Origin of the sequence: Actinomycetospora aeridis (assembly GCF_037400275.1) — a bacterium.
Classification (GTDB): domain Bacteria; phylum Actinomycetota; class Actinomycetes; order Mycobacteriales; family Pseudonocardiaceae; genus Actinomycetospora; species Actinomycetospora aeridis.
On record NZ_JBBEGL010000009.1, the window covers coordinates 1 to 26,418 of the forward strand.

27 protein-coding genes are annotated in these 26,418 nt (G+C 73.9%); 9 read left to right on the top strand and 18 right to left on the bottom strand.

Annotation, left to right across the window (positions count from 1 at the left end; genetic code table 11):
• From WCD41_RS25755 to thyX, 5 genes are all read right to left on the bottom strand, one after another.
• On the bottom strand, nt 1-360 hold a 360-nt coding region (locus tag WCD41_RS25755), incomplete at its 3' end, for a DUF222 domain-containing protein (protein WP_337717909.1).
• 161 nt (nt 361-521) lie between these two features.
• The gene (locus WCD41_RS25760; RefSeq protein WP_337717911.1) at nt 522-2,318 is read right to left on the bottom strand and encodes a ribonuclease J; all 1,797 of its coding nucleotides are present in this window, start codon (nt 2,316-2,318) and stop codon (nt 522-524) included.
• Between the two features lie 166 nt (nt 2,319-2,484).
• The gene (locus WCD41_RS25765) at nt 2,485-2,901 is read right to left on the bottom strand and encodes an SMI1/KNR4 family protein (protein WP_337717913.1); all 417 of its coding nucleotides are present in this window, start codon (nt 2,899-2,901) and stop codon (nt 2,485-2,487) included.
• A complete protein-coding gene (locus tag WCD41_RS25770; RefSeq protein WP_337717915.1) occupies nt 2,902-3,534 on the bottom strand; it encodes a TIGR03085 family metal-binding protein in 633 nt (210 codons plus the stop codon).
• Between the two features lie 29 nt (nt 3,535-3,563).
• Entirely contained in the window at nt 3,564-4,316 is a 753-nt protein-coding gene (gene thyX, locus WCD41_RS25775; RefSeq protein WP_337717917.1) for an FAD-dependent thymidylate synthase, read from the bottom strand.
• A gap of 96 nt (nt 4,317-4,412) precedes the next feature.
• Here thyX and WCD41_RS25780 point away from each other — a divergent pair, with 96 nt between their 5' ends.
• On the top strand, nt 4,413-5,186 hold the full coding sequence (locus tag WCD41_RS25780) for a toxin-antitoxin system HicB family antitoxin (RefSeq protein WP_337717919.1): 774 nt from the start codon (nt 4,413-4,415) through the stop codon (nt 5,184-5,186).
• Nucleotides 5,183-6,097, top strand: coding sequence for a DUF4097 family beta strand repeat-containing protein (locus WCD41_RS25785; RefSeq protein WP_337717921.1), 915 nt, complete (start codon nt 5,183-5,185; stop codon nt 6,095-6,097). The genes WCD41_RS25780 and WCD41_RS25785 overlap by 4 nt, the downstream gene beginning before the upstream one ends.
• A 169-nt stretch (nt 6,098-6,266) precedes the next feature.
• On the opposite strand, the gene WCD41_RS25790 is transcribed toward WCD41_RS25785, so the two are convergent.
• The 3 genes from WCD41_RS25790 to WCD41_RS25800 are packed head-to-tail and all read right to left on the bottom strand — an operon-like array spanning nt 6,267 to nt 9,711.
• Entirely contained in the window at nt 6,267-7,022 is a 756-nt protein-coding gene (locus WCD41_RS25790; RefSeq protein WP_337717923.1) for a succinate dehydrogenase/fumarate reductase iron-sulfur subunit, read from the bottom strand.
• A 13-nt stretch (nt 7,023-7,035) separates the two neighbouring features.
• Nucleotides 7,036-9,012 (bottom strand): fumarate reductase/succinate dehydrogenase flavoprotein subunit, encoded by a 1,977-nt coding sequence (locus tag WCD41_RS25795; protein ID WP_337717925.1) that lies wholly within the window; start codon nt 9,010-9,012, stop codon nt 7,036-7,038.
• A 3-nt stretch (nt 9,013-9,015) separates the two neighbouring features.
• The gene (locus WCD41_RS25800) at nt 9,016-9,711 is read right to left on the bottom strand and encodes a succinate dehydrogenase cytochrome b subunit (protein ID WP_337717927.1); all 696 of its coding nucleotides are present in this window, start codon (nt 9,709-9,711) and stop codon (nt 9,016-9,018) included.
• 76 nt (nt 9,712-9,787) lie between these two features.
• On the opposite strand from WCD41_RS25800, the gene WCD41_RS25805 reads away from it, so the two are divergent.
• Nucleotides 9,788-10,732, top strand: coding sequence for a LysR family transcriptional regulator (locus WCD41_RS25805; RefSeq protein WP_337717929.1), 945 nt, complete (start codon nt 9,788-9,790; stop codon nt 10,730-10,732).
• Here the strand turns inward: WCD41_RS25805 and WCD41_RS25810 are convergent.
• Nucleotides 10,702-11,949 (bottom strand): winged helix-turn-helix domain-containing protein, encoded by a 1,248-nt coding sequence (locus tag WCD41_RS25810; RefSeq protein WP_337718204.1) that lies wholly within the window; start codon nt 11,947-11,949, stop codon nt 10,702-10,704. The two genes, WCD41_RS25805 and WCD41_RS25810, sit on opposite strands and share 31 nt — an antisense overlap.
• A 107-nt stretch (nt 11,950-12,056) precedes the next feature.
• On the opposite strand from WCD41_RS25810, the gene WCD41_RS25815 reads away from it, so the two are divergent.
• The 3 genes from WCD41_RS25815 to WCD41_RS25825 all read left to right on the top strand — a co-directional run bounded on the left by WCD41_RS25815 (nt 12,057) and on the right by WCD41_RS25825 (nt 14,967).
• Entirely contained in the window at nt 12,057-12,323 is a 267-nt protein-coding gene (locus WCD41_RS25815; RefSeq protein ID WP_337717931.1) for a DUF8836 family protein, read from the top strand.
• A gap of 74 nt (nt 12,324-12,397) precedes the next feature.
• Nucleotides 12,398-13,690 (top strand): acetyl-CoA hydrolase/transferase family protein, encoded by a 1,293-nt coding sequence (locus WCD41_RS25820; RefSeq protein WP_337717933.1) that lies wholly within the window; start codon nt 12,398-12,400, stop codon nt 13,688-13,690.
• Nucleotides 13,687-14,967 carry a wax ester/triacylglycerol synthase domain-containing protein gene (locus WCD41_RS25825; protein WP_337717935.1) on the top strand — a complete coding sequence of 427 codons (1,281 nt, stop codon included), beginning with the start codon at nt 13,687-13,689 and terminating at the stop codon, nt 14,965-14,967. The genes WCD41_RS25820 and WCD41_RS25825 overlap by 4 nt, the downstream gene beginning before the upstream one ends.
• Here the strand turns inward: WCD41_RS25825 and WCD41_RS25830 are convergent.
• Nucleotides 14,928-15,686: a hypothetical protein gene (locus WCD41_RS25830; protein WP_337717937.1), complete on the bottom strand. Its 759-nt coding sequence runs from the start codon at nt 15,684-15,686 to the stop codon at nt 14,928-14,930. The genes WCD41_RS25825 and WCD41_RS25830 overlap by 40 nt on opposite strands.
• Nucleotides 15,683-16,174 carry a beta-class carbonic anhydrase gene (locus tag WCD41_RS25835; RefSeq protein WP_337717939.1) on the bottom strand — a complete coding sequence of 164 codons (492 nt, stop codon included), beginning with the start codon at nt 16,172-16,174 and terminating at the stop codon, nt 15,683-15,685. Before WCD41_RS25835 ends, WCD41_RS25830 begins: the two co-directional genes overlap by 4 nt.
• Before the next feature lie 69 nt (nt 16,175-16,243).
• On the opposite strand from WCD41_RS25835, the gene WCD41_RS25840 reads away from it, so the two are divergent.
• Together WCD41_RS25840 and WCD41_RS25845 are read left to right on the top strand one after the other, a co-directional pair.
• Nucleotides 16,244-16,837 carry a GNAT family N-acetyltransferase gene (locus tag WCD41_RS25840; protein ID WP_337717941.1) on the top strand — a complete coding sequence of 198 codons (594 nt, stop codon included), beginning with the start codon at nt 16,244-16,246 and terminating at the stop codon, nt 16,835-16,837.
• Nucleotides 16,838-16,846: 9 nt separating this feature from the next.
• Entirely contained in the window at nt 16,847-17,446 is a 600-nt protein-coding gene (locus tag WCD41_RS25845; protein WP_337717943.1) for a hypothetical protein, read from the top strand.
• Nucleotides 17,447-17,494: 48 nt separating this feature from the next.
• Here WCD41_RS25845 and dapB read toward each other — a convergent pair whose 3' ends face one another.
• The 7 genes from dapB to truB all read right to left on the bottom strand — a co-directional run bounded on the left by dapB (nt 17,495) and on the right by truB (nt 25,082).
• A complete protein-coding gene (dapB, locus tag WCD41_RS25850; protein WP_337717945.1) occupies nt 17,495-18,229 on the bottom strand; it encodes a 4-hydroxy-tetrahydrodipicolinate reductase in 735 nt (244 codons plus the stop codon).
• Nucleotides 18,226-19,575: a M16 family metallopeptidase gene (locus WCD41_RS25855; RefSeq protein WP_337717948.1), complete on the bottom strand. Its 1,350-nt coding sequence runs from the start codon at nt 19,573-19,575 to the stop codon at nt 18,226-18,228. The genes dapB and WCD41_RS25855 overlap by 4 nt, the downstream gene beginning before the upstream one ends.
• The gene (locus WCD41_RS25860; protein ID WP_337717949.1) at nt 19,572-21,866 is read right to left on the bottom strand and encodes a polyribonucleotide nucleotidyltransferase; all 2,295 of its coding nucleotides are present in this window, start codon (nt 21,864-21,866) and stop codon (nt 19,572-19,574) included. The genes WCD41_RS25855 and WCD41_RS25860 overlap by 4 nt, the downstream gene beginning before the upstream one ends.
• A 271-nt stretch (nt 21,867-22,137) precedes the next feature.
• On the bottom strand, nt 22,138-22,407 hold the full coding sequence (gene rpsO / locus WCD41_RS25865; protein ID WP_133824989.1) for a 30S ribosomal protein S15: 270 nt from the start codon (nt 22,405-22,407) through the stop codon (nt 22,138-22,140).
• Nucleotides 22,408-22,602: 195 nt separating this feature from the next.
• Nucleotides 22,603-23,082: a helix-turn-helix domain-containing protein gene (locus WCD41_RS25870; protein WP_337717952.1), complete on the bottom strand. Its 480-nt coding sequence runs from the start codon at nt 23,080-23,082 to the stop codon at nt 22,603-22,605.
• Between the two features lie 60 nt (nt 23,083-23,142).
• Nucleotides 23,143-24,093 carry a bifunctional riboflavin kinase/FAD synthetase gene (locus WCD41_RS25875; RefSeq protein ID WP_337717954.1) on the bottom strand — a complete coding sequence of 317 codons (951 nt, stop codon included), beginning with the start codon at nt 24,091-24,093 and terminating at the stop codon, nt 23,143-23,145.
• Nucleotides 24,094-24,158: 65 nt separating this feature from the next.
• A complete protein-coding gene (truB, locus tag WCD41_RS25880; protein WP_337717955.1) occupies nt 24,159-25,082 on the bottom strand; it encodes a tRNA pseudouridine(55) synthase TruB in 924 nt (307 codons plus the stop codon).
• A 64-nt stretch (nt 25,083-25,146) separates the two neighbouring features.
• On the opposite strand from truB, the gene WCD41_RS25885 reads away from it, so the two are divergent.
• A complete protein-coding gene (locus tag WCD41_RS25885; protein ID WP_337717957.1) occupies nt 25,147-26,418 on the top strand; it encodes a geranylgeranyl reductase family protein in 1,272 nt (423 codons plus the stop codon).

The following is a 26,418-nucleotide window of genomic DNA, read 5'->3' on the forward strand; positions in this document are numbered from 1 at the left end:
GGCGGCGATGCGGGCCATGGTCCGCCGGATGATGAGGACGTGCGCCTCACCGACCGCGCCGTCGGCCAGGGCGGCCGCGGTGTGCGGCAGCCGCGGCGGCAGCGCCTCGCCGCTGACCGCGACCCGGGGGGTGAGGTCGCGGGCCTCCTCGACCAGCCGGGTCGCCTCCCGGCGGTCGCAGCGGGCGAGGTTCTCCACCAGCCGCTCGACCAGCCGGTCCCCGGTCCGGTCGGCCACCCCGGCCCGGTCGAGCTCGGCCACATCCTCGAGCAGCCGATAGTGCTCCACCCCCCGGGCCGCGAACCGGGCGCGGGTACGGGCAAGCATAGCCCGCTCCGCCGCACCCACCTGTTCGCTCACGTGTTCGAGTCTACCGCACGTCGGCGACAGCCGCGACAAACAGCGACAACCACGTCAGCGTCGGTCGCGTCAGGGACCGTCGTGATCGTGGCGTCTTTCCTGACGTTGGACGCCAGCGTGGCCGCCACGCTGAGACACCCGTGCCTCAGCCGGCTCCTCCGTCAGACGGGCAGCACCGTCGGCACGATCATGGGCCGGCGGCGGTAGGTCTCCCCCACCCACTTGCCGACGACCCGCCGGACCGCCTGGGCGATGCGGTGGGTGTCGGTGATGCCCTCGGCCTCGGTGCGCGAGAGCTCCATCTCGACCAGCGCGACGACGTTCTCGAGCGCCTTGGGGTCGTCGGAGAAGCCACGACCGGAGATCCGGGGCGCGGACAGCGCGCGCCCCGTGCTCGCCTCGACCGCGACGGTGATCGCGATGAAGCCGCCCTCGCCGAGCACCGTGCGGTCCGAGAGCGTCGACTCGCCGACGTCGCCGACCTGGTTGCCGTCGACGTAGACGTGCCCGACCTCGACCCGGCCGCTGATGGCGGCGCGGCCGTCGACGAGGTCGACCACCACCCCGTCCTCGGCGATGACGACGTTCTCCACCCCGGTGCGGCGGGCGATCTCGGCGTTGGCCCGCAGGTGACGCCACTCGCCGTGGACGGGCATGACGTTGCGCGGCCGCAGCGCGTTGTAGAGGAAGAGCAGCTCTCCCGCCGACGCGTGACCGGACACGTGCACGCGCGCGACCCCGGAGTGCACGACCTCGGCGCCGAGCCGGGTCAGCCCGTTGATCACCGCGAAGACGGCGGTCTCGTTGCCCGGGATGAGGCTCGAGAGCAGCACGACGGTGTCGCCCGGCGTGATCGTGATCTGGCGGTGGTCGCCGCGCGCCATCCGCCCGAGCGCCGAGAGCGGCTCGCCCTGGGAACCGGTCGACACGAGCACGACGTCCTTCTCGGGCATCGCCAGCGCGTCGTCGAGGTCGACGAGCAGCCCCTCGGGCACGTGCAGCAGGCCGAGGTCGGTCGCGATGCCCATGTTGCGGACCATCGAGCGGCCCGTGAAGCAGACCTTGCGGCCGTGCTTCGACGCCGCGTCGAGGATCTGCTGGACGCGGTGCACGTGGCTCGCGAAGCACGCGACGATCAGGCGGCTCGGTGCCTTGCGGAACACGTCGTCGATCACCGGCGCGATGTCGCGCTCCGGGGTGACGAAGCCGGGGACCTCGGCGTTCGTCGAGTCGACGAGCAGCAGGTCGACGCCCTCGTCGCCGAGGCGGGAGAAGCCCGCGAGGTCGGTGAGACGGCCGTCGAGGGGCAGCTGGTCGAGCTTGATGTCGCCGGTGTGCAGCACGGTGCCGCCCGGGGTGCGGATCGCGACGGCCAGCGCGTCGGGGATCGAGTGGTTGACCGCGAAGAACTCGCAGTCGAACGTGCCGTGGTGGTTGCGCTCCCCCTCGCGGACCTCGAGCAGGTGCGGGGTGAGGCGGTGCTCCCGGCACTTGGCCTCGACGAGCGCGAGCGTGAACCGCGACCCGACGACCAGCAGGTCGGGCTTCTGACGCAGCAGGAACGGCACCGCGCCGATGTGGTCCTCGTGCCCGTGGGTGAGCACCAGCGCGTCGACGTCGTCGAGGCGGTCCTCGACGGCCCGGAAGTCGGGCAGGATCAGGTCGACACCGGGCGAGTCCTCGGACGGGAAGAGCACACCGCAGTCGACGATCAGCAGGCGCCCGCCGTACTCGAGCACGGTCATGTTGCGCCCGATCTCGCCGATGCCCCCGAGGGCGACGACGCGCAGCGCGCCGTCCGGCGTCGGGGGCGGCGTGCCCTCGGAGCCCGGGACCGACTGGGTCGGCACGCCGGAGCCGCGGGCGCAGTCGTGGTCCCCGTGCTGGTCCTGCTGCTGGCCCTGCTGGTGCCCCCGTTGCTGGCCCTGCTCGGAGCGGCGGGCGGTGGAGCGGCTCATCGGGTCGTCCCGGTGGGCGTGGTTCGGGTGGGAATCGGTTCCTCCTGGTCACGGGGCGTCCGGCGGAGCTCGCGTCGACGCCGGGTGGGCGGGCGGCCCGCTCCTGGCCCCTCGAGTGGGACGGTACCGCGCGGGATCCGGCGGGTGCCGGACCAGGCCGCGCCCGTCACTCGTGCAACAGGTCGACGAAGGCGGTGAAGCTCGGCGCCAGGAGCGCGGCGCCGCCGTCGACGTCCCAGAACACGACGGGGGGCGCGTCGAAGTCGATCCGGTAGGAGAAGCAGAACAGGTCGCCCCCGACGTCCTCCGCGAACGGGATCACGCCCTTGTCCAGCACCTCCTCCACCGGGAAGCGGCGGGTCACGATGTTGCCGAAGCCCTCCGCGAAGTGCAGGAGCCGGGCCACCGCGGTGCGGGCACCGCCGGCGAGGTCGACGGCGGCCGGCACCGGCCGTGCTCCCTGGAGGCGCCGCGCCACGGCGAGGAAGTCGCCCGGCAGGTCGACCCGCAGGGCGTCCTCGTGCGCGCGGACGTCGGCGTCGGTCGCGGGCGGGAGGGGCTCGTCCTGGACCCAGTCGACCATCTACAGGCCCCTGTCGAGCGCCATCACGGTGTCGACGTCGTCGGGCTCGCCCTCGGGGTGCACGACGCACTCGTCGCGCCCGGCCGCGTGCAGCAGCAGCTCACCGGGCTCGCCGGTGAGGATCACGGTGCGCGGTCCGGAGCGCACCGCGTGCTCCTCGCCGTCCGGCCGCCGCAGGGTCACCGCGACCGGGCTCGAGCGGTAGGTCAGCCGGCCGAGCAGCCCCACCATGCGCCAGATCGTGCGGTCGCGCGCCTCGTCCGGAGGACGTGGCGACCACCCGGCCTGGGCGCGGCGGACGTCCTCGTGGTGGATGAAGAACTCCTGGACGTCGACGGCGCGCAGCGGCGGCAGCGCCAACGGGCTCCAGAACGGCGGGCCCGACCGCAGTGTGCCCACGAGCTCGCCGAAGTCGCCGCGGGCGATCGAGGCCTGCACGTGCTCGGTCCAGCTCGCCAGCGGCGGGAGCAGGATGCCGGGCGCGGCGTCGGGACGGCGCTCGCGGGTGATCAGGTGCGCGAGCAGGTCGCGCGTGGTCCAGCCGCCGCAGAGCGTCGGCTGATCGGGGCCGAGCCGCAGGAGCAGGTCGGCGAGATCGCGACGCTCGGCGTCGGCGATCTGGGCGGAACTCATGGGGTCCTCCTACCCGGACGCCGCCCGGCTCAGCCCTCGGCGACGAACGGGCTGGCGGCGACCTCGGAACCGCTCGGCAGGCGGCGGATCTCGAAGTCGGCGAACACGTTGGGCACCTCGGCCTGGAGCACCTTCAGGCACGCGATCGCGAGGTCGCGGATCTCGACGTCCGCGTGCTCGCTCGCGCGCATCGCGATGAAGTGGCGCCAGGCCCGGTAGTTGCCGGTGACGACGATCCGGGTCTCGGTGGCGTTGGGCAGCACGGCGCGGGCGGCCTGGCGGGCCTGCTTGCGCCGCAGCGTGCGGTTGGGTTCGTCGGCGAAGCGCTCCTCGAGACCGGCGAGGAGCTTCTCGTAGGACGCGAGGGCCGCGGCGCTGGCCTCGGCGAACATCTGGTGCAGCTCGGGGTCGTCGGCGATGACGTCCGGCTCCACCATCGCCGCGTCCTTCTCCGGGACGTAGCGCTGCGAGAGCTGGGAGTACGAGAAGTGCCGGTGGCGGATCAGCTCGTGGGTGAGGCTGCGCGAGATGCCGGTCAGGTAGAAGCTCACCGAGCCGTGCTCGAGCACCGAGAGGTGCCCGACCTCGAGGATGTGGCGCAGGTAGCCCGCGTTGGTCGCCGTCGCCGGGTTCGGCTTGCTCCACGACTGGTAGCAGGCGCGGCCGGCGAACTCGGCGAGCGCCTGACCCCCGTCGACGTCGGTCTCCCAGGGGACCCCGGGCGGCGCGAAGAACTCGGTCTTCGCGATCAGCGTGACCTCGGGCTGCACGGTCTCCGGCACGGCCCCACGGTACAAGTTGCCCTCCGCGGGGTTCGCTGACAGCACACTGACACCACGATGGTGGCGATCACGCGCTTGTGGTGTCACAGTGGTGTCATGGACCTGACACCGTACGTCGCCTCCCTGCGTGACGACCTCGCCGCGGCCGCCGCCGTCGGCGACGAGGCCACGACCCGGGCGGGCTCCTCGCTCGCCGCCGCCCTCGAGCCCGCCGTCCGGCTGGCGCTCATGAACGCCCTCTCCGACCTCGCCGGTGAGGTGTCCGAGCAGCTCGGCGACCGCACCGTCTCCCTGCGCCTGTCCGGGCGCGAGGTGCAGGTCGTCGTCGACCGGGACCCGAACGCCGAGGACGGGTTCTTCGCCGGCCCGTCCTCGTCGCCGTTCGCCGGCACCCCCGGCGGCGGCCCCGGCAACCACCGCCACACCCCGCCGCCCCCGCCCGGCTTCCCCGGCTTCGGGGGTCAGGGCTTCGGGGGCCAGGGATTCGGCGGCCAGGGCGGCCCGGACGTCGGCGACATCTCGCGCATGACCCTGCGCCTCGTCGACCAGATCAAGGGCCAGGCCGAGAAGGCGGCCGCCTCCCAGGGGATGTCGCTGAACTCCTGGATCGGCCAGGCCGTCCAGGGCGCCCTCAAGGGCCAGTACGGCGGCCACCGCGGCGGGCCCTGGGGCCACGGCGACGAGAGCGGGGACAAGAACTGGGACGAGAACTGGCGCAAGGGCTGGGACCAGGGCCGGCCGTCGTCCCCGTCCACGCCGTCCTCCCCGTCCTCGGGTGACGACGCCCCGAAGGACGCCCCGAAGGACGCCCCGCGCAAGGACGAGGGCGACGAGGGCGGCGGGGACGTCTCGGGCTGGGTACGCGGATGAGCGCCCCGTCGCGGGAGGTCACCGACAGCGGGTCCGAGCCGGTGACCCTCGACCTCGCGATCGACGCCGGGACGGTGCGCGTGCACCTCGACCCCACGCCGGAGGCGTCCGTCGGCGCCAGGGTCGAGGCCGACCCCGACGCGCCGCCCGGCTGGGTGCGCGGACTCTCCGGGCTGCTCGGCTTCCTCGGGGCCGACCGCACGCCCCTGTCGCCGGAGGAGCGCGCCGCCGCGGCCGTCGCCGCCACCACCCTCGAGTGGGACGCCGACACCCGGCGCATCACCGTGCGGGGGCCGCGCGACCTCGCACTGCGGGGCATCCCGCTCGCCGTCACCGTGCGGGCGCCGCAGGACAGCACCCTGCGCCTGCGCGCCGGCGCCGCCCGCCTGTACGTCGAGGGGCGCGCCGACGAGGTGTCGGTGCACGGCACCGGGGAGATCCGGCTCGACGAGGTCACCGGGCGCACGGAGCTGCGCTGCGGTGCCGGCGAGGTTCGGATCGACCGGCTCGCGGGCCCGCTGCGCATGACCGGCGGCGCCGGGGGCGTGCGCGTCGACCACGTCCTCGCGCCCGCCGAGATCACCACCGGGGCCGGGCGCATCCGGCTCGGCGAGGTCCGCGCCGACGTCGCCGTCCGCGCGGCCGCCGGGGACGTCGCGGTGACCGACGCCCTGTCCGGCGACCTCGAGCTCGGCACCGGCGTGGGCTCGCTGCGGATCGGCGTGCACGCGGGCGTCGACGCCCGGGTCGCCCTGAACGCCGCCGTCGGACGGGTGCGCAGCGAGCTGCCGGTGCGCGCGGACCGTCCGGAGGCACCGACGGGCGATCCGCTGAGCATCCGCGCCCGCACCGGGGCAGGCGACGTCACCGTCGCGACGGCCGGCACCCCGGCGCTGACCGCGGCGTCGTGAACCCCGGGCCCCGCGCCCCGATGCCGAGCGAAGGGCCCCTTCGGTCGACTAGTTCGACCGAAGGGGCCCTTCGCTCATCACGGTCCGGGGCGCCGGGTTCCGGCGAACGGCGCCCCTCGCCGCTCTAGTCGAGCGAAGGGGCCCTTCGGTCGGAACGAGGGGGCGAGCCCTAGTCCGAGCGCGCCCCGGTGAGGGTCGCGCCGAGCACGTCGTGGTTGAGCTGCGCGATCGAGGCCAGCGGGATGCCCTTCGGGCACACCTCGTGGCAGGCGCCGACGTTGGTGCAGCCACCGAAGTCGAGCTCGTCCTGCTTGGCGAGCATGTTCATCGCCCGCGTCGCCCGCTCGGGCTGGCCCTGCGGGAGCAGGCCCAGGTGGGTCACCTTCGCGGCGGTGAACAGCATCGAGCTGCCGTTCGGGCACGCCGCCACGCAGGCGCCGCAGCCGATGCAGGTGGCGGCGTCGAACGCGTCGTCCGCCGAGACCTTGTCCACCGGGATCGCGTGCGCCTCGGGCGCCGAGCCGGTGTTGACCGAGATGTAGCCGCCGGCCTTGATGATCTCGTCGAAGGCGCTCCGGTCGGTGACGAGGTCCTTGATGACCGGGAACGCCCGCGCCCGCCACGGCTCGATGTCGATCGTGTCGCCGTCGTTGAAGTGCCGCATGTGGAGCTGGCACGTGGTGGTGTTCTTCTGCGGGCCGTGCGCGGTGCCGTTGATGACCATCGCGCACGAGCCGCAGATGCCCTCGCGGCAGTCGTGGTCGAACGACACCGGGTCCTTGTCGTCGAGCATGAGCTTCTCGTTGAGCACATCGAGCATCTCGAGGAACGACATGTCCGGCTCGACGTCGTCGAGGGTGTACTTCTGCATCTTGCCCTTGGCGTCGGGCGACGCCTGACGCCAGATGCGCAGGGTGAGCTTCACTGTGGTGACTCCACTACTTGTAGCTGCGCTGGCTCGGGTGGACGTAGGAGAACTCGAGGTCCTCCTTGTGGAGCACGGGGCGCTGGTGGTCCCCGCCGTACTCCCAGGCCGCGACGTACGAGAAGTTGTCGTCGTCGCGCTCGGCCTCGCCGTCCTCGGTCTGGTGCTCGACGCGGAAGTGCCCGCCGCACGACTCCTCGCGGTGCAGCGCGTCGAGGCACATGAGTTCGGCGAGCTCCATGAAGTCGGCGACCCGGCCGGCCTTCTCGAGCGACTGGTTGAACCCGTCGCCCGTGCCGACGATCTTCACGTCGCGCCAGAACTCCTCGCGCAGCGAGGGGATCCGGTCGAGGGCCTTCTCCAGGCCCTCCTTGCTGCGGGCCATGCCGCACTGGTCCCACACGAGCTGGCCGAGCTCGCGGTGGAACGAGTCGACGGTGCGGTGCCCGTTCGCCGAGAGCAGCTTGTCGATGCGCTCGCGGGTCGACTCGACGGCCTCGCGGACGTCGGGGTGGTCCTCGGGGACGGGGTCGAACGGCGCGTCGGCGAGGTAGTCGGCGACGGTCGTCGGCAGCACGAAGTAGCCGTCGGAGAGGCCCTGCATCAGCGCCGACGCGCCGAGGCGGTTGGCCCCGTGGTCGGAGAAGTTGGCCTCGCCGCCGACGAACAGGCCCGGGATGGTCGAGCGCAGGTCGTAGTCGACCCACAGCCCGCCCATCGTATAGTGGATCGCCGGGTAGATGCGCATCGGGACCTCGTAGGGGTCGTCCCCGGTGATGCGCTGGTACATCTCGAACAGGTTCCCGTACTTCGCCTCGACCGCCGACCGGCCCAGCCGCTCGATGGCGTCGGAGAAGTCCAGGTAGACGCCCAGCCCGCCGGGGCCGACACCGTGCTCCGCGTCGCACATGTTCTTCGCGGCGCGCGAGGCGATGTCGCGCGGGACCAGGTTGCCGAACGCCGGGTACTGGCGCTCGAGGTAGTAGTCCCGCTCGTCCTCCGGGATCTCGTTCGGCGGACGGTCGTCGCCGCGCTCCTTCGGCACCCACACGCGGCCGTCGTTGCGCAGCGACTCCGACATCAGCGTCAGCTTCGACTGGTACTCGCCGGACACCGGGATGCACGTCGGGTGGATCTGGGTGTAGCAGGGGTTCGCGAACAGCGCGCCCCGCTTGTGCGCCCGCCACGCGGCCGTGACGTTCGAGCCCTTGGCGTTCGTCGACAGGTAGAAGACGTTGCCGTAGCCGCCCGAGCAGAGGATGACGACGTCAGCGAGGTGCGTGTCGATCTCGCCGGTGAACAGGTTGCGCGTGACGATCCCGCGCGCCCGCCCGTCGACGACGATGAGGTCGAGCATCTCGGTGCGCGGGTGCATCTCGACGGTGCCGGCGGCGACCTGGCGCTCGAGGGCCTGGTAGGCGCCGAGCAGCAGCTGCTGGCCCGTCTGTCCGCGGGCGTAGAACGTGCGGGAGACCTGGGTGCCGCCGAACGAGCGCGTGTCGAGCAGGCCCGAGTACTCGCGGGCGAACGGCACGCCCTGCGCCACGCACTGGTCGATGATGTTGAGGCTGACCTCGGCCAGGCGGTGGACGTTCGACTCGCGGGAGCGGAAGTCGCCGCCCTTGATCGTGTCGTAGAACAGCCGGTGGACCGAGTCGCCGTCGTAGCGGTAGTTCTTGGCGGCGTTGATCCCGCCCTGGGCGGCGATCGAGTGCGCGCGCCGCGGGCTGTCCTGGAAGCAGAACGACTTGACGTGGTAGCCGGCCTCGCCCAACGTCGCTGCGGCGGCGCCACCGGCCAGCCCGGTGCCGACGACGATGACGCTCATCTTGCGGCGGTTCGCCGGGTTGACCAGGCGCGCGGAGAACTTGCGGTCGCTCCACCGGTCGCCGATCGGGCTGTCCGGGGCGCGCGAGTCGCCGATCGGGTCGCCGACGACGTAGCGGCCCTCGCCCTGGGTGGCCGTGGGCTCCTGCTGCAGCTCAGACATGTGTCATCCCACCAAACCGAACATCACGGACAGCGGCACGATCGCGAAACCGATGGTGATCACCGCCGCCACGACGAAGGAGAAGGTCTTGAGCGCGTTCTGCTTGAGCGCGCTGTTCTGGCCGAACGTCTGGATGGCCGACCAGAGGCCGTGCCGGATGTGGAAGCCCAGCGCGACGACGGCGAGCACGTAGAACAGCGCCACGTACCAGCGGTCGAAGCTCGCGACGAGCTTCATGTAGGCGCTCTCGTCACCCCCGAGGGGGTTCACCGTCCCCGTCGTGAGGTCGAGGATGTGCCAGATCACGAACAGCGCGATGATCACCCCGCCCCAGCGCATCGTGCGGGCCGCGTAGCTGCCCTGCCAGCTCTGCCGGTGCTGGTACCCGATCGGTCGCGCCTTCCTCGCCCGCGACCAGAGCGAGAACGCCGCCCACATGTGCAGCACGACGCTGACCGTGAGGACGAGGCGGATGATCCAGAGCACGCCCTCGTACCCGAAGATCGCCTCGCCGATCTCGCGCAGGTGCTGCGAGTAGGCGTCGAAGGCCTGGATCCCGAAGAAGATCTTCAGGTTCCCGATCATGTGGGCGGTGACGTAGAGCAGGAAGATGCCCCCGGTCACGGCCATGACCGACTTCTTGCCGACGGAGGTGCCCCACGTCCTCGACACGATGTTGCGCTGCGGGGTGATGACCACGTGAGGACGGTAAGTCGGCGACACCCGGAGCGCTAATGCATGCAACACGGTCATGCCATAGCGTGAAGCTATGGCGATGACCATCAAACAGCTCAGCTACTTCCTCGCTGTGGTGGACACCGGCCGATTCACGCAGGCAGCGGCGCTGTGCCGCGTCGCCCAGCCCACGCTGAGCAAACAGATCCGCAGTCTCGAGGACGACCTGGGCGAGACCTTGCTCACGCGCGGTCACGACAACGTCACACCGACGGCGGCGGGCGAGGCCCTGCTCCCCCTCGCGCGGCGGATCGTCGCCGACTCCGAGACGGCGCGGATGGAGATCGCCGAGCTCGCCGGGCTGCGCCGGGGACGCCTGCGGCTCGGTGCGACGCCCAGCCTGTGCGTGAGCGTGGTCGCCGACGTGCTGGAGGTCTTCCACGGCCGCTACCCGGGTATCGCGATCCAGGTCTCCGAGGGCGGCTCGCAGGACCTCGTCGCCGACCTCCAGCGCGGCCAGCTGGACGTCGCGCTCGTCATCGACCGGACCGACCCGGGCGGCGACCTCGCGCTGACCCCGGTGCTGCGCGAGGAGCTCGTGGTGGTCGCGGCGCGCAGCGGTCCCGACCTCGGCGAGCACATCGGCATCGCCGAGCTCGCCCACCACCCGCTCGTCGTCAACCGGCCCGGCTACGAGCTGCGGGAGGTGACGCTCGCGGCCTGCGCAGCCGCCGGCGTGACGCCGCGGATCGCCGTCGAGGGCGGGGAGATGGACGCCCTGCTGCGCATGGTCGAGCGCGGCCTCGGCGTGGCGATCGTCCCGAGCCTCGTGCTGGCCGGGCACCCGTCCCTGCGCGCCACCCGCCTCGACGGCGGCGCGTGGAGCCACCGCACCATCTCGCTCGCCCACCGCACCGACGTCGCCCCCACCCGCGCCGCCCAGGCCTTCCGCGAGGACCTGCTCGCCGTGCTCGCCCGCACCTCACGCACCGGGCTGCTGCCGCCCGGGGTGCGCTACGTCCACCCCCCGACCTTGACCGCCTGAGCCAGCGCCGCCGCGAGGTCCCCGCCGCCGTCGACCAGCACGCCCTCGAGGCCGAGCCACGCGGCCATCGTCGCGAGCTCCGCGGCGAGCTCCGCGGCCACCCGCGGCTCGCCGGGATGACCGGCACCGTCCTCCAGGAACGCGCCCGGCACCCGCAGCACGCCCAGGGCGCGGTCGGCCTTGAGGTCGACGCGGGCGACCAGCCGCCCGTCGAGCAGGAACGGGAAGACGTAGTAGCCGTGGGTGCGCTTCTCGGCGGGCGTGTAGATGCCGATGCGGTAGTGGAAGTCGAACAGGCGCAGCGTGCGGGCCCGGAACCAGATCAGCGGGTCGAACGGCGCCAGCAGCGCGCGCCCGGCGATCCGGCGCGGGACGCGGAGGTCCGGCGTCCGGTAGGCGGGCGCGGACCAGCCCTCGACCTGGACCGGCACCAGCTCCCCGGCGTCGACCAGCTCCGCCACCGCCGCCTGGCTCTCCGTCGGCGGGAGCCGGTGGTAGTCGCGGAGGTCGGGCTCGGTGGCGACGCCGTACACCTCTGCGGCGCGGCGGATCAGCTCGCGCATCGACTCGTCGCGGGCCGGATCGCGGGCGTGGACCTCGGGCGGGAGCACCCGCTCGGTGAGCTCGTAGGCGCGCCGGAAGCCCCGCCGCGTGCCCGTGGTGAGCTCGCCGATCGCGAAGAGGTGCTCGCAGGCGACCTTGATGTCCGAACGCTGCCACCACCCGCCGTACGCCCGCGCCCTCCGGTCGCCCCCGTCGCCCAGCACGCGCTCGACCCCGCCGGCCTCGAGCGGACCGTGCTCGGCGATCGCGGCGGTGACGGCGTCGAGGACGTCGGCCCGGTGCTCCAGCGCGCTGCCGAGCCAGCGGCTCTCCCGCGCCGCGTTGTCGCGCATCCGCCAGCGGAACAGCGGCCACGCGTCGATCGGCAGCAGGCTGGCCTCGTGGACCCAGAACTCCACCATCGTGCGGCGCCGGGCCTGCGCCGGCGTCTGCGGCCAGGCGAGCGCGTCGAGGGTGTCGCGGTCGTAGGGGCCGAGGCGGGAGAACAGCGGCGCGTAGTGCGCCCGCACCGCGACGTTGACCGAGTCGAGCTGGAGCAGCCCCAGCCGCTCGACCTCCGCCGCGAGCGTGCGCCGCGCCGGCTGCCCGCGCCGCGCCGCGCCGCCGAACCCCTGCGCGGCCACGGCCGCGCGCCGGGCCTGCGCCGCCGACATGGTGTCCACGTCCCGATCCTGCCCCAGACCCCCGACAACCTCGGGAGAGCGCGGAAGAAACCGGCGCGCACCGGCGTTGACCTGGGAGAACAGCGTGAGGAGGACCCATGGTCGGGGACCGTGTGGAGATCGTCGTCGACGCCGGTGGCGCGACGCGGACGTGGGAGGTCGAGGCGACCAGGGCCGGGCGGCGCGTGGACATCGCGCACGGCCGCGGCGTGGTCGAGGTCAGCGAGGTGACGCGCGGCGGGACGCCGGTGCGCACCGCGCGGTTCATGGCGTCGCGGGTGCTCGCGCTCGTGGAGCACCCGGCCGGGCAGGCCCGTCTCGCCGACGACGAACCCGTGGCGCTCCCCCTGCCGCGACCCGCATAGACCGGGAGTGACGGGCCGGGCGCGGACGGCGATCGTGCTGGTCAGGGCGTCGCCGCTGGCCCAGGATCCCGTCTGTGGCCCCCTCCGTCCCGGACATGATCACCGCCGCCCGCCGGCCCGCCGGCGCGGTGCTCGACCACATCGGTCCGGGCAGCCAGATCGTCGTCAACTCGTTCAACGGTGAGCCCGCGACGGTGCTGGACGCCCTCGAGGCCGCGGGCGACCGCCTCGACGGCGTGCGGCTGCACCAGATGCTCGCCCCGCGCCAGCGCCCCTCGATCGAGGGCAAGGTGCCGGGGCTGCGCCACGTGTCGTGGTTCCTCTCCCCCGCGACCCGCGACGCCTTCCGCGCCGGGCACTGCGACCTCGTCCCGAACAACTTCAGCGACGTCCCGCGCCTGCTGCGCCGGGCCGCCGCCCCGGACCTCGTGATCGCCTCGGTGTCACCGCCGGACCGGCACGGCTACTTCTCGCTCGGCACCGACGCCACCTACACCGCGGCGTTCATCGGCGAGGTGCCGTTCTTCGTCGAGGTCAACGCGCAGATGCCGCGCACCTTCGGCGGCAACCAGCTCCACGTCAGCGACGTCGTCGGCTGGTGCGAGGCCGACCGTCCCCTGGTGGTGCCGCCGAGCCCCGGGGTGACCGACCGCGACCGGGCGATCGCCGGGTTCGTCGCCGAGCGCATCCCCGACGGCGCGACCCTGCAGATCGGGATCGGGGCGGTCCCGGACATGGTGCTGGCCGCCCTCGGCGACCACCGCGAGCTGGGCGTGCACACCGAGGTCTTCGGCACCGGCTTCGTCGACCTCGTCGAGGCGGGCGTCATCACCGGGACCCGCAAGGCCACCCACCGCGGCAAGATCATCACGACGGCGAGCCTGGGCACGCAGCGCCTCTACGACTTCGTCGCCGACAACCCCGGCGTCGAGTTCCACCCCGTCGACTACACCAACGACCCGTGGAACGTCGCCCGCGAGCCGCACTTCCGCGCGGTCAACGCGACCCTCGAGGTCGACTTCCTCGGGCAGTGCGCCTCGGAGTCGCTGGGCAGCTCGTACTTCTCGTCCTCGGGCGGCCAGCCCGACTACGCGCGCGGCGCGATCATGTCCGAGCACGGCGCCGCGTTCATCGTGCTGCACGCCGCGACCCACGACGACACCGTCTCGCGGATCGTCCCGCAGCTGCAGCCGGGTGCCGCGGTGACGACCTTCAAGAACATCGTCGACCACGTCGTCACCGAGTACGGGGTCGCCGAGCTACGCGGCGCGACGATCGCCGAGCGCACCCGGCGCCTCATCGCGATCGCGCACCCGAGCTTCCGCGACGAGCTCACCGCCCAGGCCACGACGTTGGGCTACCTGTGAGCGTGCCGCCGATCCCGCTGAGCACCGAGGACCGCGCCATCCTCGACCTCGAGTGCGCCACCGTCGTCGGCCACGTCCTGCACGGGGCGATCCTCGACGGCCCGCCCGTGACCGCCGCCGAGGTCCGCGCCCGGATCGCCGCGCGCCTGCCGGTCGCGCCCGAGCTGCGCTACCGGCTCACCGAGCTCCCCGAGGGGCCCGCGTGGACGCCCGCCGCGGACCTGGACCTCGCGCAGCACGTCGTCGACGGCCCGGAGGGTCCGGACGGCCCCTACGGCCACGACGCGCTGTGCGCGCTGGTGGCCGCACGGTTCGCCCAGCACCTCGACCGGTCCCGCCCCCTGTGGTCGATGGACGTGGCCCCGCTCGCGGACGGCGGCACCGCCCTGCTCTGGCGGGTCCACCACGCCCTCGCCGACGGCGCGACGATGACGCGCCTGTCGCACACCGTGCTCTACGACGACGAGCCCCCCGCGCCGGCACCCGCCACGGTCCACGCCGACCACGAACGCCGCCGGGCCCACCTCGCCGGCGTCATCGCGCGCGAGTTCACCGTCGGCCGCGCGCACTCGCCGTTCGACGGCGAGATCTCGACCCGGCGCGGTGTCGCGTTCGTCGACACCGACCTCGCCGCGCTGCACGCGGTCGCCCGCGCGGCCGGGGCGACCGTCAACGACGCGTTCCTCGCCGTGCTGGCCGGTGCGCTGCGTCGCTGGGTCGACCACCACGCGGGCACGGTGACCGATCTGCGCGTCCGCGTGCCGGTGAGCCTGCCGCGCGAGGACCCGTCCGCGGGCAACCGCGACTCGGCGTTCGACCTCCCGCTGCCGCTGCACGTCACCGACCCGCTCGAGCGCCTGCGCGCCGTGCACGCGCTGACGACGGCCCGCAAGGACGCCCGCGACGCCGCGCTCCTCGACGACCTGCTGCACCGCGTGGCCGCGGTGTCACCGCCCCTGCGCCGCGTGTGCGATCGCCTCCGGGCGACCGCCCGCGCGTTCACCGTCAGCGTGTCGAACGTGCCCGGCCCCCGGACGCCGGTCGCGGTGCTCGGCCGCCGGGTCCGCGCGACGTGGCCCCTCGCCGAGATCGGGTTCCACCACGCGCTGCGGGTCACCGCGGCATCGATGGTCGACGTGCTCACGTTCGGCGTGTGCGTCGACCCGGGTCTCGTCCCGGACCTCGACGTGCTCGCCGACGGCCTGCGCGCCGAGGCCGACCTGCTGACCGAGGCCGCTCAGACGAGCCCGGCGAGCCGCGCGGCGACCTCGCGGTAGCGGCTCACCGGGACGAGGTGGATGCCGTCGACGCCCGCGTCGCGCAGGGCGAGAGCGTGCTCGACGGCCGGGTCGACGCCGGCGTCCGCGTCGTCCTCCAGCGCCTCGACGAGGTGGTCCGGCAGGTCGAGGTCCATGCCCTCGGCGACACCGCGGGCCATGCGCGGGCCGGTCGGCACGAGGACGCCGGCGCGGACGGGCGGCACCAGGTCCGCGTGCCGCGCGCGCCAGTCGCTGACCGCCGCCAGGGAGAACGTCGGCGCGAGCCACACGACGTCGGCGTCGCGCTTCCACGCCGGCAGGTCGCGGCCGGGCGCCGCGACCACCCCGATCCGGAGGTCGACCTCCTGCTCCGCCGCGAACGCCCGGGCCTCCCGCAGCATCGCGCCGACCGTCAGCGGGCCGTCCTCGGCGAGCTGGTCGGGCCGGTCGCCGCGCAGCAGCAGCACCTCGTGCACGCCGAGGGCGAGCAGGCCCAGCAGGTCGCGGCGCAGGCCGAGGGTGTTGCGGTCGCGCGCGTTGAGCACCGCCACCACCTCGTGCCCGCGCCGGCGGACCTCGGCGGCCACGACCAGCCCGGCCACCGCCGCGCGCCCCGTCGCGTTGTCGGGCACGAGGAAGCGGGCGGCGACGGGCGCGAGCGCGTCGAGCTGGCGACCGATCGGGTCGAGGTCCGGGCGGTGCGGGACGTCCAGCTCGGCGGTGATCTCGAGGGTCATGCGACCTCGGTCAGCGCTCCACTGTCGACGTCGTAGACGAACCCGCGCACGGCGTCGGTGTGCACCAGGAACGGGCTGGAGCGCACGGCGGCGAGCGAGTCGCGGACGTCCTGCTCGGTGTCCGGGAACGTCCCGGGCAGCCAGGACGGCTTCTGCCCGGTCTCGGCCTCGAGCTCGGCGACGAAGTCGTCGTCGGTGAAGGTCGCCATCCCGCACTTCGTGTGGTGCAGCAGCACCACCTCGCGGGTCTGCAGCTTGCGCTGGCTGACGGCGAGCGAGCGCAGGACGTCGTCGGTGACGACGCCGCCCGCGTTGCGGATGACGTGCGCCTCGCCGTCGCCGAGGCCCAGCACGCGGTAGACGTCGAGGCGGGCGTCCATGCAGGCCACGACGGCCACCCCGCGCGAGGGCGGCCCGGGCAGCCCGGACCTGTCGAAGCCCGCCGCGAAGCTCTTGTTGGCCGCCAGCATGTCGTCGGTCGCCGTCATGCCCCCGATCCTGGCGAGACTGCCCCCGGTCCGCATCGTGTCGTGATCCGGATCCCTAGGCTCTGCGGCATGGCGCTCGCCTCCGTCCGCCTCGCCGCCGCCGAGGACGCCGCGGCCGTCGCGCACGTCCAGCGCACGGTGTGGACCTCCGCCTACGCCGACCTGCTCCCGCCCGGCGCGGTGGAGGGGTTCGACGCCGACGCGGTCGCCGCGGGGTGGGCCGGCCCGATCGCCGCGGGCGCCGTGTGGGTCGCGACCGAGGGCGACGCGCTGGTCGGCTTCTGTGCCGCCGGGCCGGCGTCGCCCGACGACCTCGTCGACGCCGCGGGCGCCGTCCCGGAGGACGCCGCCTCCGTGGCGGCGGTGGCGGCGCTGCTCGTGGAGCCCCGCTGGGGTCGCCGCGGGCACGGAGGGCGCCTGCTGGTCGAGGCGGCCGGCGGTCTGCGGGCCGGCGGGGCGACGCGCGCGATCGCGTGGGTACCGGAGCGCGACGCCGCCTCGCGCCGCTTCTACGAGCGGGCCGGCTGGGATCCCGACGGCACGGTGCGCACCCTCGACGCCGGCGGGCGGCCGCTGCGCGAGATCCGGGTGGCGGGCACGCTCGACCTGGAGTTCCGCCCGGAACCCTCGCTCGACGACCTGGATCTCCCGCTGCTGTCCTGAGGAGCGTTCATGCTGATCGTCTACGGCTTCACCCGCGTCGCGGTCGTCGTGCGCCGCTGGTTCGAGATCTCCCCCGAGGCGGTGATGGAGCACGGCGCCCGCGTCGAGCTGCGCCTGCTCACCCCGCAGGAGCACCGGGGCAGCGAGTCGGCCGCGCAGCGCACCGTCGTCGACGAGGCGTTCTGGCGCGCCGACCTGTTCAACCGGCTCGACCGGCCCGCCGACGCGTGGTCGGCGGCCCACTTCCACCCGTTCTTCGACGGTGACGAGCCCTCCGACCGCGTCTTCTCGACCGAGCTCACGGCCGACCCGTGGGGCTGGCTCGCCGCACAGCTCGCCGACGTCGGCGCCCGGCTCGAGGGCGCCGGGCTCGATCCGTCCCTCGCCGCCGACGACGCCGACGAGGTCCGGGCGGCCGTCCCGCAGATCGTGGCCGCCGCCCGCACCTTCGGCCCGGAGGACCGGATGTCGCGCGACGAGGACTTCCGCCTCACCAAGGACGCCGCGGAGCGGGTGCGCCGGATGATCACGTTGATCGACCCCGGGAAGGTCGACCACGACTACCTGCGGCCCTGGATCGACCAGGCCCCACCGCGCGGAGGTCGGTAGGGAGCGCGACGCAGGAGCGCTGACTACCGCATCTCCTTGCGCGACAACTCAGTCGAGGTCCAGGAAGGCGTCGAGACCCACCGTCAGGCCCGGGTGCTCCGCGACCTTCCGGCACGCCAGCAGCACGCCCGGCATGAACGAGCTGCGGTGCAGCGAGTCGTGGCGGATCGTGAACGTCTCGCCCTCGGTGCCCAGCAGGACCTCCTGGTGCGCGACCAGACCCGCCATGCGCACCGCGTGCACGGGGATGCCGTCGACCGTGGCGCCGCGGGCGCCGTCGGGGTCGTGGGTGGTCGCGTCCGGACCCGGCCCGAGGCCGGCCTCGGCGCGGGCCGCGGCGATCATCTGCGCCGTGCGCGTCGCCGTGCCCGAGGGGGCGTCGGCCTTGCGGGGGTGGTGCAGCTCGACGACCTCGACCGAGTCGAAGAACCGGGCCGCCTGCGCCGCGAAACGCATCATCAGCACCGCGCCGATACCGAAGTTCGGCACGACGAGCACGCCCTGACCGGGCTGCAGGCGCCCCCGGACCTCGTCCAGCAGCTCGTGGCCCACGCCGCTCGTGCCGACGACGACGTGCCGACCCGCGTCGACGCACCAGCGCAGGTTGTCCGCCACCGCGGAGGGGTGGGTGAAGTCGACGACGACGTCGGCGGCACGCAGGGCCTCGCGATCGTCGCCGATGTCAACCGACGCGACGAGCTCGAGATCCTCCGCGCCCTCGACCGCGGCGCACGCCTCGGAGCCCATGCGCCCGTGCGCGCCGAGCACCCCCACCGTGATCACTCGGAGATCATCTCCCGCACCTCGTCCGGCAGCTCGTCGACGTCACCGTAGGGGCCGACGACGGCGGCCGTGCGGGGCCCGGTGAGCAGCGACGACGCCAGCGCCGCCACGTCGTCGGCCCCGACGGCGTCGATACGCTCGAGCGTGGTCGTGAGGTCGGTGGCCCGGTCGAGCCCGCCGTGGTCGAGCTCGCGGCGCCCGAGGCGCGTCATCCGGGACGAGGTGTCCTCGAGGCCCAGCACCAGCTCGCCGCGCAGCTGGCCCCGCGCGCGGGTGAGCTCGGCGTCGGTGATGCCGTGGGCGGCGAGGTCGCCGAGCTCGTCGCGGACGACCGTCGCGGCGGCGCCGAGACGCTCCGGGGCGCACCCGACGTAGACCGCGAGGGTGCCGGTGTCGGCGTAGCCCGTGGTCGACGAGTACACCGAGTACGCCAGGCCCCGCTGCTCGCGGACCTGCTGGAACAGCCGCGAGCTCATCCCGCCGCCGAGCACGGTGGAGAGCACCTGCAGCGCGGGCCACCGCTCGTCGGCGCGGGCCAGCGAGGGGACGCCGAGCATGAGGTGGGCCTGCTCGGTGTCCTCGTCGCGCACCGAGAGGCGGTCCGCCGGGACCGCGGGGGCGGCGCCGACCACCCGGTGCCACGGCGCGACCGGCCCGTCCAGCCGGGACCCGTACGCCTCGGCCACCGCGGCCAGCACGTCGGCGTGCGCGACGTTGCCGGCCACGGCGAGCACCGAGCGGGACGGGACGTAGTGACGGGCGTGGAAGTCGGCGAGCCGGTCGCGGGTCATGCCCGTCACCGACTCCTCCGTGCCGATCACCGGCAGGCCGAGCGGGTGCGCCCCGAAGATCATCGCGTCGAAGTCGTCGGCGAGCAGGTCCTCGGGGTCCTCGTCGCGTCCGGCGATCTCGGAGAGCACGACGTCGCGCTCGAGCTCGACGTCCGCACCGGCCATCACGGCGTCGAGCACCACGTCGCCGAGCACGTCGACCGCGAGCGGCATGTCGCGGTCGAGGACGTGGGCGTAGAAGCAGGTGTGCTCCTTGCCCGTGAAGGCGTTGAGGTCGCCGCCGACGGCGTCGATCTCCTCCGCGATCGCCCGGGCCGAGCGGCGCCGCGTGCCCTTGAACAGCAGGTGCTCGAGGAAGTGCGCGGCACCGTGCGTGGCGGGTCCGAGGGCCGGCTCGTCGCGCGAGCCGACCTCGACCCACAGCCCCACCGACGCCGAGCGGGCGCCGGCGACGTGCTCGGTGACCACCCGCAGACCCCCGGGGAGCACGGAACGTGCGACCCCGGGGGCGGGGTGGGTCGTCGCGGCGGTCGCCGTGGTGGACGGAGCCGTCACGCGGAGGACGAACCCCCGATGGCGCCGGTGACCGCGCCGGAGGTGGCGGGAGCGGCGGTCTCGGCGGCCCCGTCGGTGGCGGGGGTCTCGGCGGCCTCGGCGGCCGCGTCCTCCTCCTTGACCGGGATGAGGCTGATCTTGCCGCGGTTGTCGATGTCGGTGATCTCGACGCGCAGCTTGTCGCCGACGTTGACGACGTCCTCGACCTTGCCGATGCGCTTGCCGCCGCCCAGCTTCGAGATGTGGACGAGGCCGTCGCGGCCCGGCAGCAGCGAGACGAACGCGCCGAACGCCGCGGTCTTGACGACCGTGCCGAGGAAGCGCTCCCCGATCTTCGGCAGCTGCGGGTTGGCGATGGCGTTGATCCTGTCGATCGCGGCCTGGGCGCTCGGCCCGTCGGCCGCACCGACGTAGATCGTGCCGTCGTCCTCGATGGAGATGTCGGCGCCGGTCTCCTCGGTGATCGAGTTGATCATCTTGCCCTTCGGCCCGATGACCTCGCCGATCTTGTCGACCGGGACCTTCACCGTCGTGATCCGCGGCGCGAACTCGCTCATCTCGTCGGGCGCGTCGATGGCCTCGGCCATGACGTCGAGGATCGCGAGGCGGGCCCCGCGGGCCTGGGTCAGCGCCCGGCCGAGCACCTCGGACGGGATGCCGTCGAGCTTGGTGTCGAGCTGCAGGGCCGTCACGAAGTCCTTCGTGCCGGCGACCTTGAAGTCCATGTCACCGAACGCGTCCTCGGCGCCGAGGATGTCGGTGAGCGCGACGAAGGTCTCCTTGCCGTCGACCTCGCCGGAGACGAGGCCCATGGCGATGCCGGCCACCGGCGCCTTGAGCGGCACACCGGCGTTGAGCAGCGACATCGTCGAGGCGCAGACCGAGCCCATCGAGGTCGAGCCGTTGGAGCCCAGCGCCTCGGAGACCTGGCGGATCGCGTAGGGGAACTCCTCGCGCGTCGGCAGGACGGGCACGAGCGCCCGCTCGGCCAGCGCGCCGTGGCCGATCTCGCGGCGCTTCGGCGAGCCCACGCGACCGGTCTCGCCGGTGGAGAACGGCGGGAAGTTGTAGTGGTGCATGTAGCGCTTCGTCGTCTCCGGGGTGAGGGAGTCGATCGACTGCTCCATGCGCAGCATGTTCAGCGTGGTGACGCCCAGGATCTGGGTCTCGCCGCGCTCGAACAGGGCCGAGCCGTGGGCCCGCGGGATCACCTCGACCTCGGCCGCCAGCGGACGGATGTCCGTGGTGCCGCGGCCGTCGATGCGGAAGCCGTCGGAGAGGATCCGCTGGCGGACCGTCTTCTTGGTCAGCGAGCGGAACGCCTCGCCGATCTCCTTCTCGCGGCCCTCGAACTTGCCGGACAGCTCGGTGACCAGGCGGTCCTTGATGGCGTCCTGGGCCTCGTCGCGGTCCTGCTTGCCGGTGATCGAGAAGGTGTCGTCGAGGTCGGAGCCGACCGCGCTCTCGACCGCCGAGTACACGTCGTCCTGGTACGCCGGGAAGGTCGGGTAGTCCTTCGTCGTCACACCGGTCGCGGTGTAGAGCTCCTTCTGCGCCTCGCAGAGGGTGCGGATGAACGGTTTGGCCGCCTCCATGCCCTGCGCGACGATCTCCTCGGTGGGCGCCTGGGCGCCCTCGCCGATGAGCTTCCACGCGTGGTCGGTGGCTTCGGCCTCGACCATCGCGATGGCGACGTCGGAGCCGTCGGCGGTCACCGAGCCGGCGATGACCATGTCGAAGACGGCGCTCTCGAGCTGCTCCCAGGTCGGGAACGCGACCCACTGCCCGTTGATGAGCGCCACGCGGGTGGCCCCGATCGGGCCGTCGAACGGCAGGCCCGAGATCTGCGTCGACGCCGAGGCGGCGTTGATCGCGAGGACGTCGTAGGGGTCCTTCGGGTCCAGGCTCTGGACCGTGATGACGACCTGGACCTCGTTGCGCAGGCCGCCGGTGAAGGTCGGGCGCAGCGGGCGGTCGATGAGCCGGCAGGTGAGGATCGCGTCCGTCGACGGGCGGCCCTCGCGCCGGAAGAACGAGCCGGGGATCCGGCCCGCGGCGTACATGCGCTCCTCGACGTCGACCGTGAGCGGGAAGAAGTCGAAGTTGTCCTTCGGCCGCTTCGACGCGGTCGTCGCGGAGAGCAGCATCGTGTCGTCGTCCAGGTAGGCGACGACGGCGCCGGCCGCCTGGCGGGCCAGACGGCCCGTCTCGAAGCGGACGGTGCGGGTGCCGTGGGCACCGTTGTCCAGGACCGCGGTGGTCTCGTGGACACCCGAGTCTGTGTCGGTCATGCGGGGGTTCTCCTCTGCGGGGCCCTACCGCACCCCGACCACGGCGGTCACGCCACGCGGCCGGTCTTCGATCGAAGCCCGGGGACGCCCAGAGGAGTGCTCTGTCGTCCCAGGGCCACTACCGAGGACCGGACGACGCGCGGGCAGCCCGGTGACGTGGCGGGTGGCGGCGGGGCCGGATAAGGGTTCTGCGCACGCCACCGCGCCGGCCGGCGTCTCGGCCGGTCGGCGCGGTGGGTGCGCGGGGTTCAGGGGTGCTCCGTCCGGAGGCTCAGCGACGCAGCCCCAGCCGCTCGATGAGCGAGCGGTAGCGGGCGACGTCGACGGAGGCGACGTACTTCAGCAGGCGACGACGACGGCCCACCAGCAGCAGCAGTCCGCGGCGGGAGTGGTGGTCGTGCTTGTGCATCTTCAGGTGCTCGGTGAGCCGCACGATGCGCTGCGTGAGCAGCGCGACCTGCGCCTCGGGCGACCCGGTGTCCGTCTCGTGGACCCCGTACTCGGTGAGGGTCGCCTTCTTCTGCTCGGTGGTCAGTGCCACGGGGTGGTGCTCCAGTCTGCTGTGAGTCGGTGCCGTGAGCATTGGGCGCCGACCTTCCTCACCCCGTCGGCGGGGAAGGATACGGACGACGCACTCGCGGGGGCCGATCGCGAGGAGGACCACCCGCCGCCCGGCCACCACGGACCGCAGCCAGGCGAAACAACTCCCAGTGTACCGACGGGTCCGACGCCCCCGTCAGCGGCCCGGCCGGGGCGACTCGACGCTCGCCGCCTGCCGCAGGAGGCCCGCGAGCGACGGGAAGCCGCGGTCCAGGGTGTCCGCGGCCCGGGCCAGCTCCTCGGGCCCGGCGACCGTCCGGAGCACGTCGTACGAGCTCGGGGCGCGTGGTTCGGCGGCCCGGACCTCGGCGAGCAGGCCCTCCACATAGGCGGGGTCGACAGGGTCGGCGGGCTCGGCGACCGGCCGCTGGGCCACCGCCTGCTCCAGCATCAGCAGCCGGCCGAACACCGCGGGCGTCCCGATCTTGACGCGGCGGCCGCTCATGAGCTGCGAGAGCATCGGCGAGCTGACCCCCAGCGCCCCGGCCAGCGCCGCCTGCGAGACGTCGAGCGCGCCCAGGAGCCGGCGCAGCCGGTCGCCCAGCGGCTCGCCGTAGAAGCGGCGCTGCAGCTCGCGGTTGCGGCGCACCGTCTCCGCGCTCTCCGATCGGCCCACGCGGCGAGCGTCGCAGCCGGAGCGGCGCGGTGGTGGCCGTTCGGGGCAAGTCCGAGGCCGTCAGAGACCGAGGACCTCGCGGGTGCGCGCGACGTCGTCGTCCATCGCCGCGATGAGCTCCTCGATCCCGTCGAAGCGGTCCATCCCGCGCAGCCGCTCCACGAAGTCGACGCCCACCCGCGCGCCGTAGAGGTCCTCGTCGGCATCGAGGACGTACGCCTCGACCGTGCGCTGCCGCCCGGAGAACGTCGGGTTGGTGCCCACCGACGTCGCGGCGGGCCGGACCTCGCCGCGGTGGTGGAACCAGCACGCGTACACCCCGTCGGCGGGGATCGCCGCGTGCTCGCCGCAGTCGACGTTGGCCGTCGGGTAGCCCAGCTCGCGGCCACGCTGGTCGCCGCGGACGACGACGCCCTCGAGCCGGTGCGGGCGCCCCAGGGCCTCGGCGGCCGCGCGGACGTCGCCGGCCGCGATGCTCGCGCGGATGTAGGTCGAGGAGAACGTGACCGTGGAGCTGCTGGCGGCGGCGCCCAGGGGCTCGGTGACGAGGTCCACGCCCTCGGCGGCGAAGCCGAAGCGCTGCCCGAGGCGTTCGAGCTCGGCGACGTCGCCCGCCGCCTTGTAGCCGAACGTGAAGTTGCGCCCGACGACGACCATCGCCGCGTGCAGGCGGTCCACGAGCAGCTCGTGGACGAACTCGTCGGGCGCGACCCGGGCGAGGTCGGTGGTGAACGGCAACACCCAGAAGGCGTCGACGCCCAGCTCGGCGACGAGCTCGGCGCGGCGGGTCAGCGTCGTCAACCGGGCCGGGTGTGTGCCCGGGCGCAGCACCGAGGCCGGGTGCGGGTCGAAGGTGATCAGCACCGTGGGCAGGCCGAGCTCGCGTCCGTGGGCGACCGCCCGGGCGATGAGCTGCTGGTGACCGCGGTGCACGCCGTCGAACACACCGATCGTGACGACGCACCGACCCCAGCCCGGCGGCACACCGTCGAGTCCCCGCCAGCGTTGCACGGCGCGGAGCCTACGGCCGGTGCCCGCGGGCACGCCGTGTCGGAGGGGGTGATCAGGTCCGGGGGTCAGGCGGGCGCCAGGACGAGGACCGGGCGCGCGGCGCCCCGGTCGTCGGCGACGAGCCCGACGACGTGGCCGTCGGGGCCGAAGACCCCGACGGTGCCGGTGGCCCCCGCGGCGGCCAGGGGGCGGCCGTGGGCGAGGCCGGCCGCCTCGTCGGCGTCGGCGTCGCGGCGGGGGAAGGCGGTGGCCACGGCCGTGTCGAGGTCGAGCGAGAGCGACGCCCGGCCGGCCTTCCCCGCCTCGTCGGCGAGGACCTCGAGCGTGCGGGCGTGGGCGAGCGTGAACGGCCCGACCCGGGTGCGGCGCAGCGCGGTGAGGTGCCCGCCGACGCCCAGCCCGGCGCCGAGGTCGCGGGCCAGGGCGCGCACGTAGGTGCCCGACGAGCAGTCGACGAGGACGTCGAGGTCCCGGAAGGGGCCCTCGGTGCGCGTCGCGAGGACGTCGAAGCGCCCGACGGTGACCGGGCGCGCCTCCAGCCGCACGTCCTCCCCGGCCCGGGCGCGCTCGTAGGCGCGGCGGCCGTCGACCTTGATCGCCGAGACGCTGCTCGGGACCTGGGCGATGTCGCCGGTGAGCGCGGCGACGCCGTCGGTGATCGCCTCGTCGGCGAGGTGGGCGGTGTCGACCGGCTCACCGAGGGGCTCCCCCTCGGCGTCGTCCGTGCCGGTCGCGAGGCCGAGTCGGATGGTCGCGAGGTAGCTCTTGGTGTCGAGGGCGAGGTGGCCGAGCAGCTTCGTCGCCCGCTCGATGCCCAGCACCAGCACGCCGGTGGCCATCGGGTCGAGCGTGCCGGCGTGCCCGACCTTGCGCGTGCCCATCAGGCGCCGCGCGCGCCCCACCACGTCGTGCGAGGTCCACCCCGCGGGCTTGTCGACCACCAGCAGCCCCGGCGGCGGGGGTTCGCGCCGCTCACCACGTCCCGACACGGCGGACCATGATGCCCGCCTCTCCCACCCCGCCCCGCACCGTCCCGGCAGGCATGCTGGAGAGGTGACCATCCCGACGCGCACCGACGTCCTCGTCGTGGGCGCCGGCCCCGCCGGGTCGGCCGCCGCGGCGTGGGCCGCCGACGCCGGCCACGACGTCGTCCTCGCCGACGCCGCCGTCTTCCCCCGCGACAAGGCCTGCGGCGACGGCCTGACGCCCCGCGCGATCGCGGAGCTCGAGCACCTCGGCCTCGGCGCGTGGGTCCGCGGCCGCGGGACGAACCGGGGCCTGCGGGCCGCCGGGTTCGGCCAGCTGCTGGAGCTCCCCTGGCCCGGCGGGTCCCTGCCTGCCCACGGCGGAGCGGTCGCGCGGACCGAGCTGGACGCCCGCATCCGCACGGTCGCCCTGGAGAAGGGGGCCCGACCGGTGGAGGGCGCTCGCGCGGTGGACGTCGAGCGCTCCGGGGACGAGGTCACCGGGGTCGTGTTCACCACGGCCGACGGGGAGTCCACGACCATCGGGTGCCGCCGCCTCGTCGTCGCCGACGGGGCGCGCTCGACGCTGGGCCGGGTGCTCGGGCGGGAGTGGCACCGCGAGACCGCGTACGGCGTCGCGGCCCGCGGCTACGTGCGCTCGGGCCGCCACGACGACGAGTGGATCTCGTCGCACCTGGAGCTGCGGGGCACCGAGAACGAGGTGCTCTCCGGCTACGGCTGGGTGTTCCCCCTGCACGACGGGCACGTCAACATCGGCGTCGGCACCCTGGCCACCGAGTCGCGGCCCGCGAACGTGCGGCTGCGGTCGCTGATCGCGCACTACGCCGACCAGCGCCGCGACGACTGGCAGCTCGAGGGCGAGGTGCGCGACGTCGCCTCGGCGCTGCTGCCGATGGGCGGCGCCGTCTCGGGCGTCGCGGGGCGCAACTGGGCGCTCGTCGGCGACGCCGCCGGGCTCGTCAACCCGCTCAACGGCGAGGGCATCGACTACGGCCTGGAGAGCGGGCGGACCGTCGCGGGCCTGCTGGACACCGACGACGACCTGTCCCTCGCCTGGCCCGCGACCCTGCGCCGCCACTACGGCTCGGCGTTCTCGATCGCCCGGCGCCTGGCCACGCTGCTGACCATGCCGCGCCTGCTGCCCCTCGCCGGGCCGGTGGGCATGCGCTCGCGCGCGCTGATGACCGTGGCCCTGCGCGTGATGGGCAACCTCGTCACCGAGCAGGACGCCGACCTCGTCGCCCGGGCCTGGCGGGCGGCCGGGCGCGCGTCGCTGCGGGTCGACGAGCTGCCCCCGTTCCCCGCCGCCGACCTGCGCCGCCCGGTCGTCGCGGGCTGA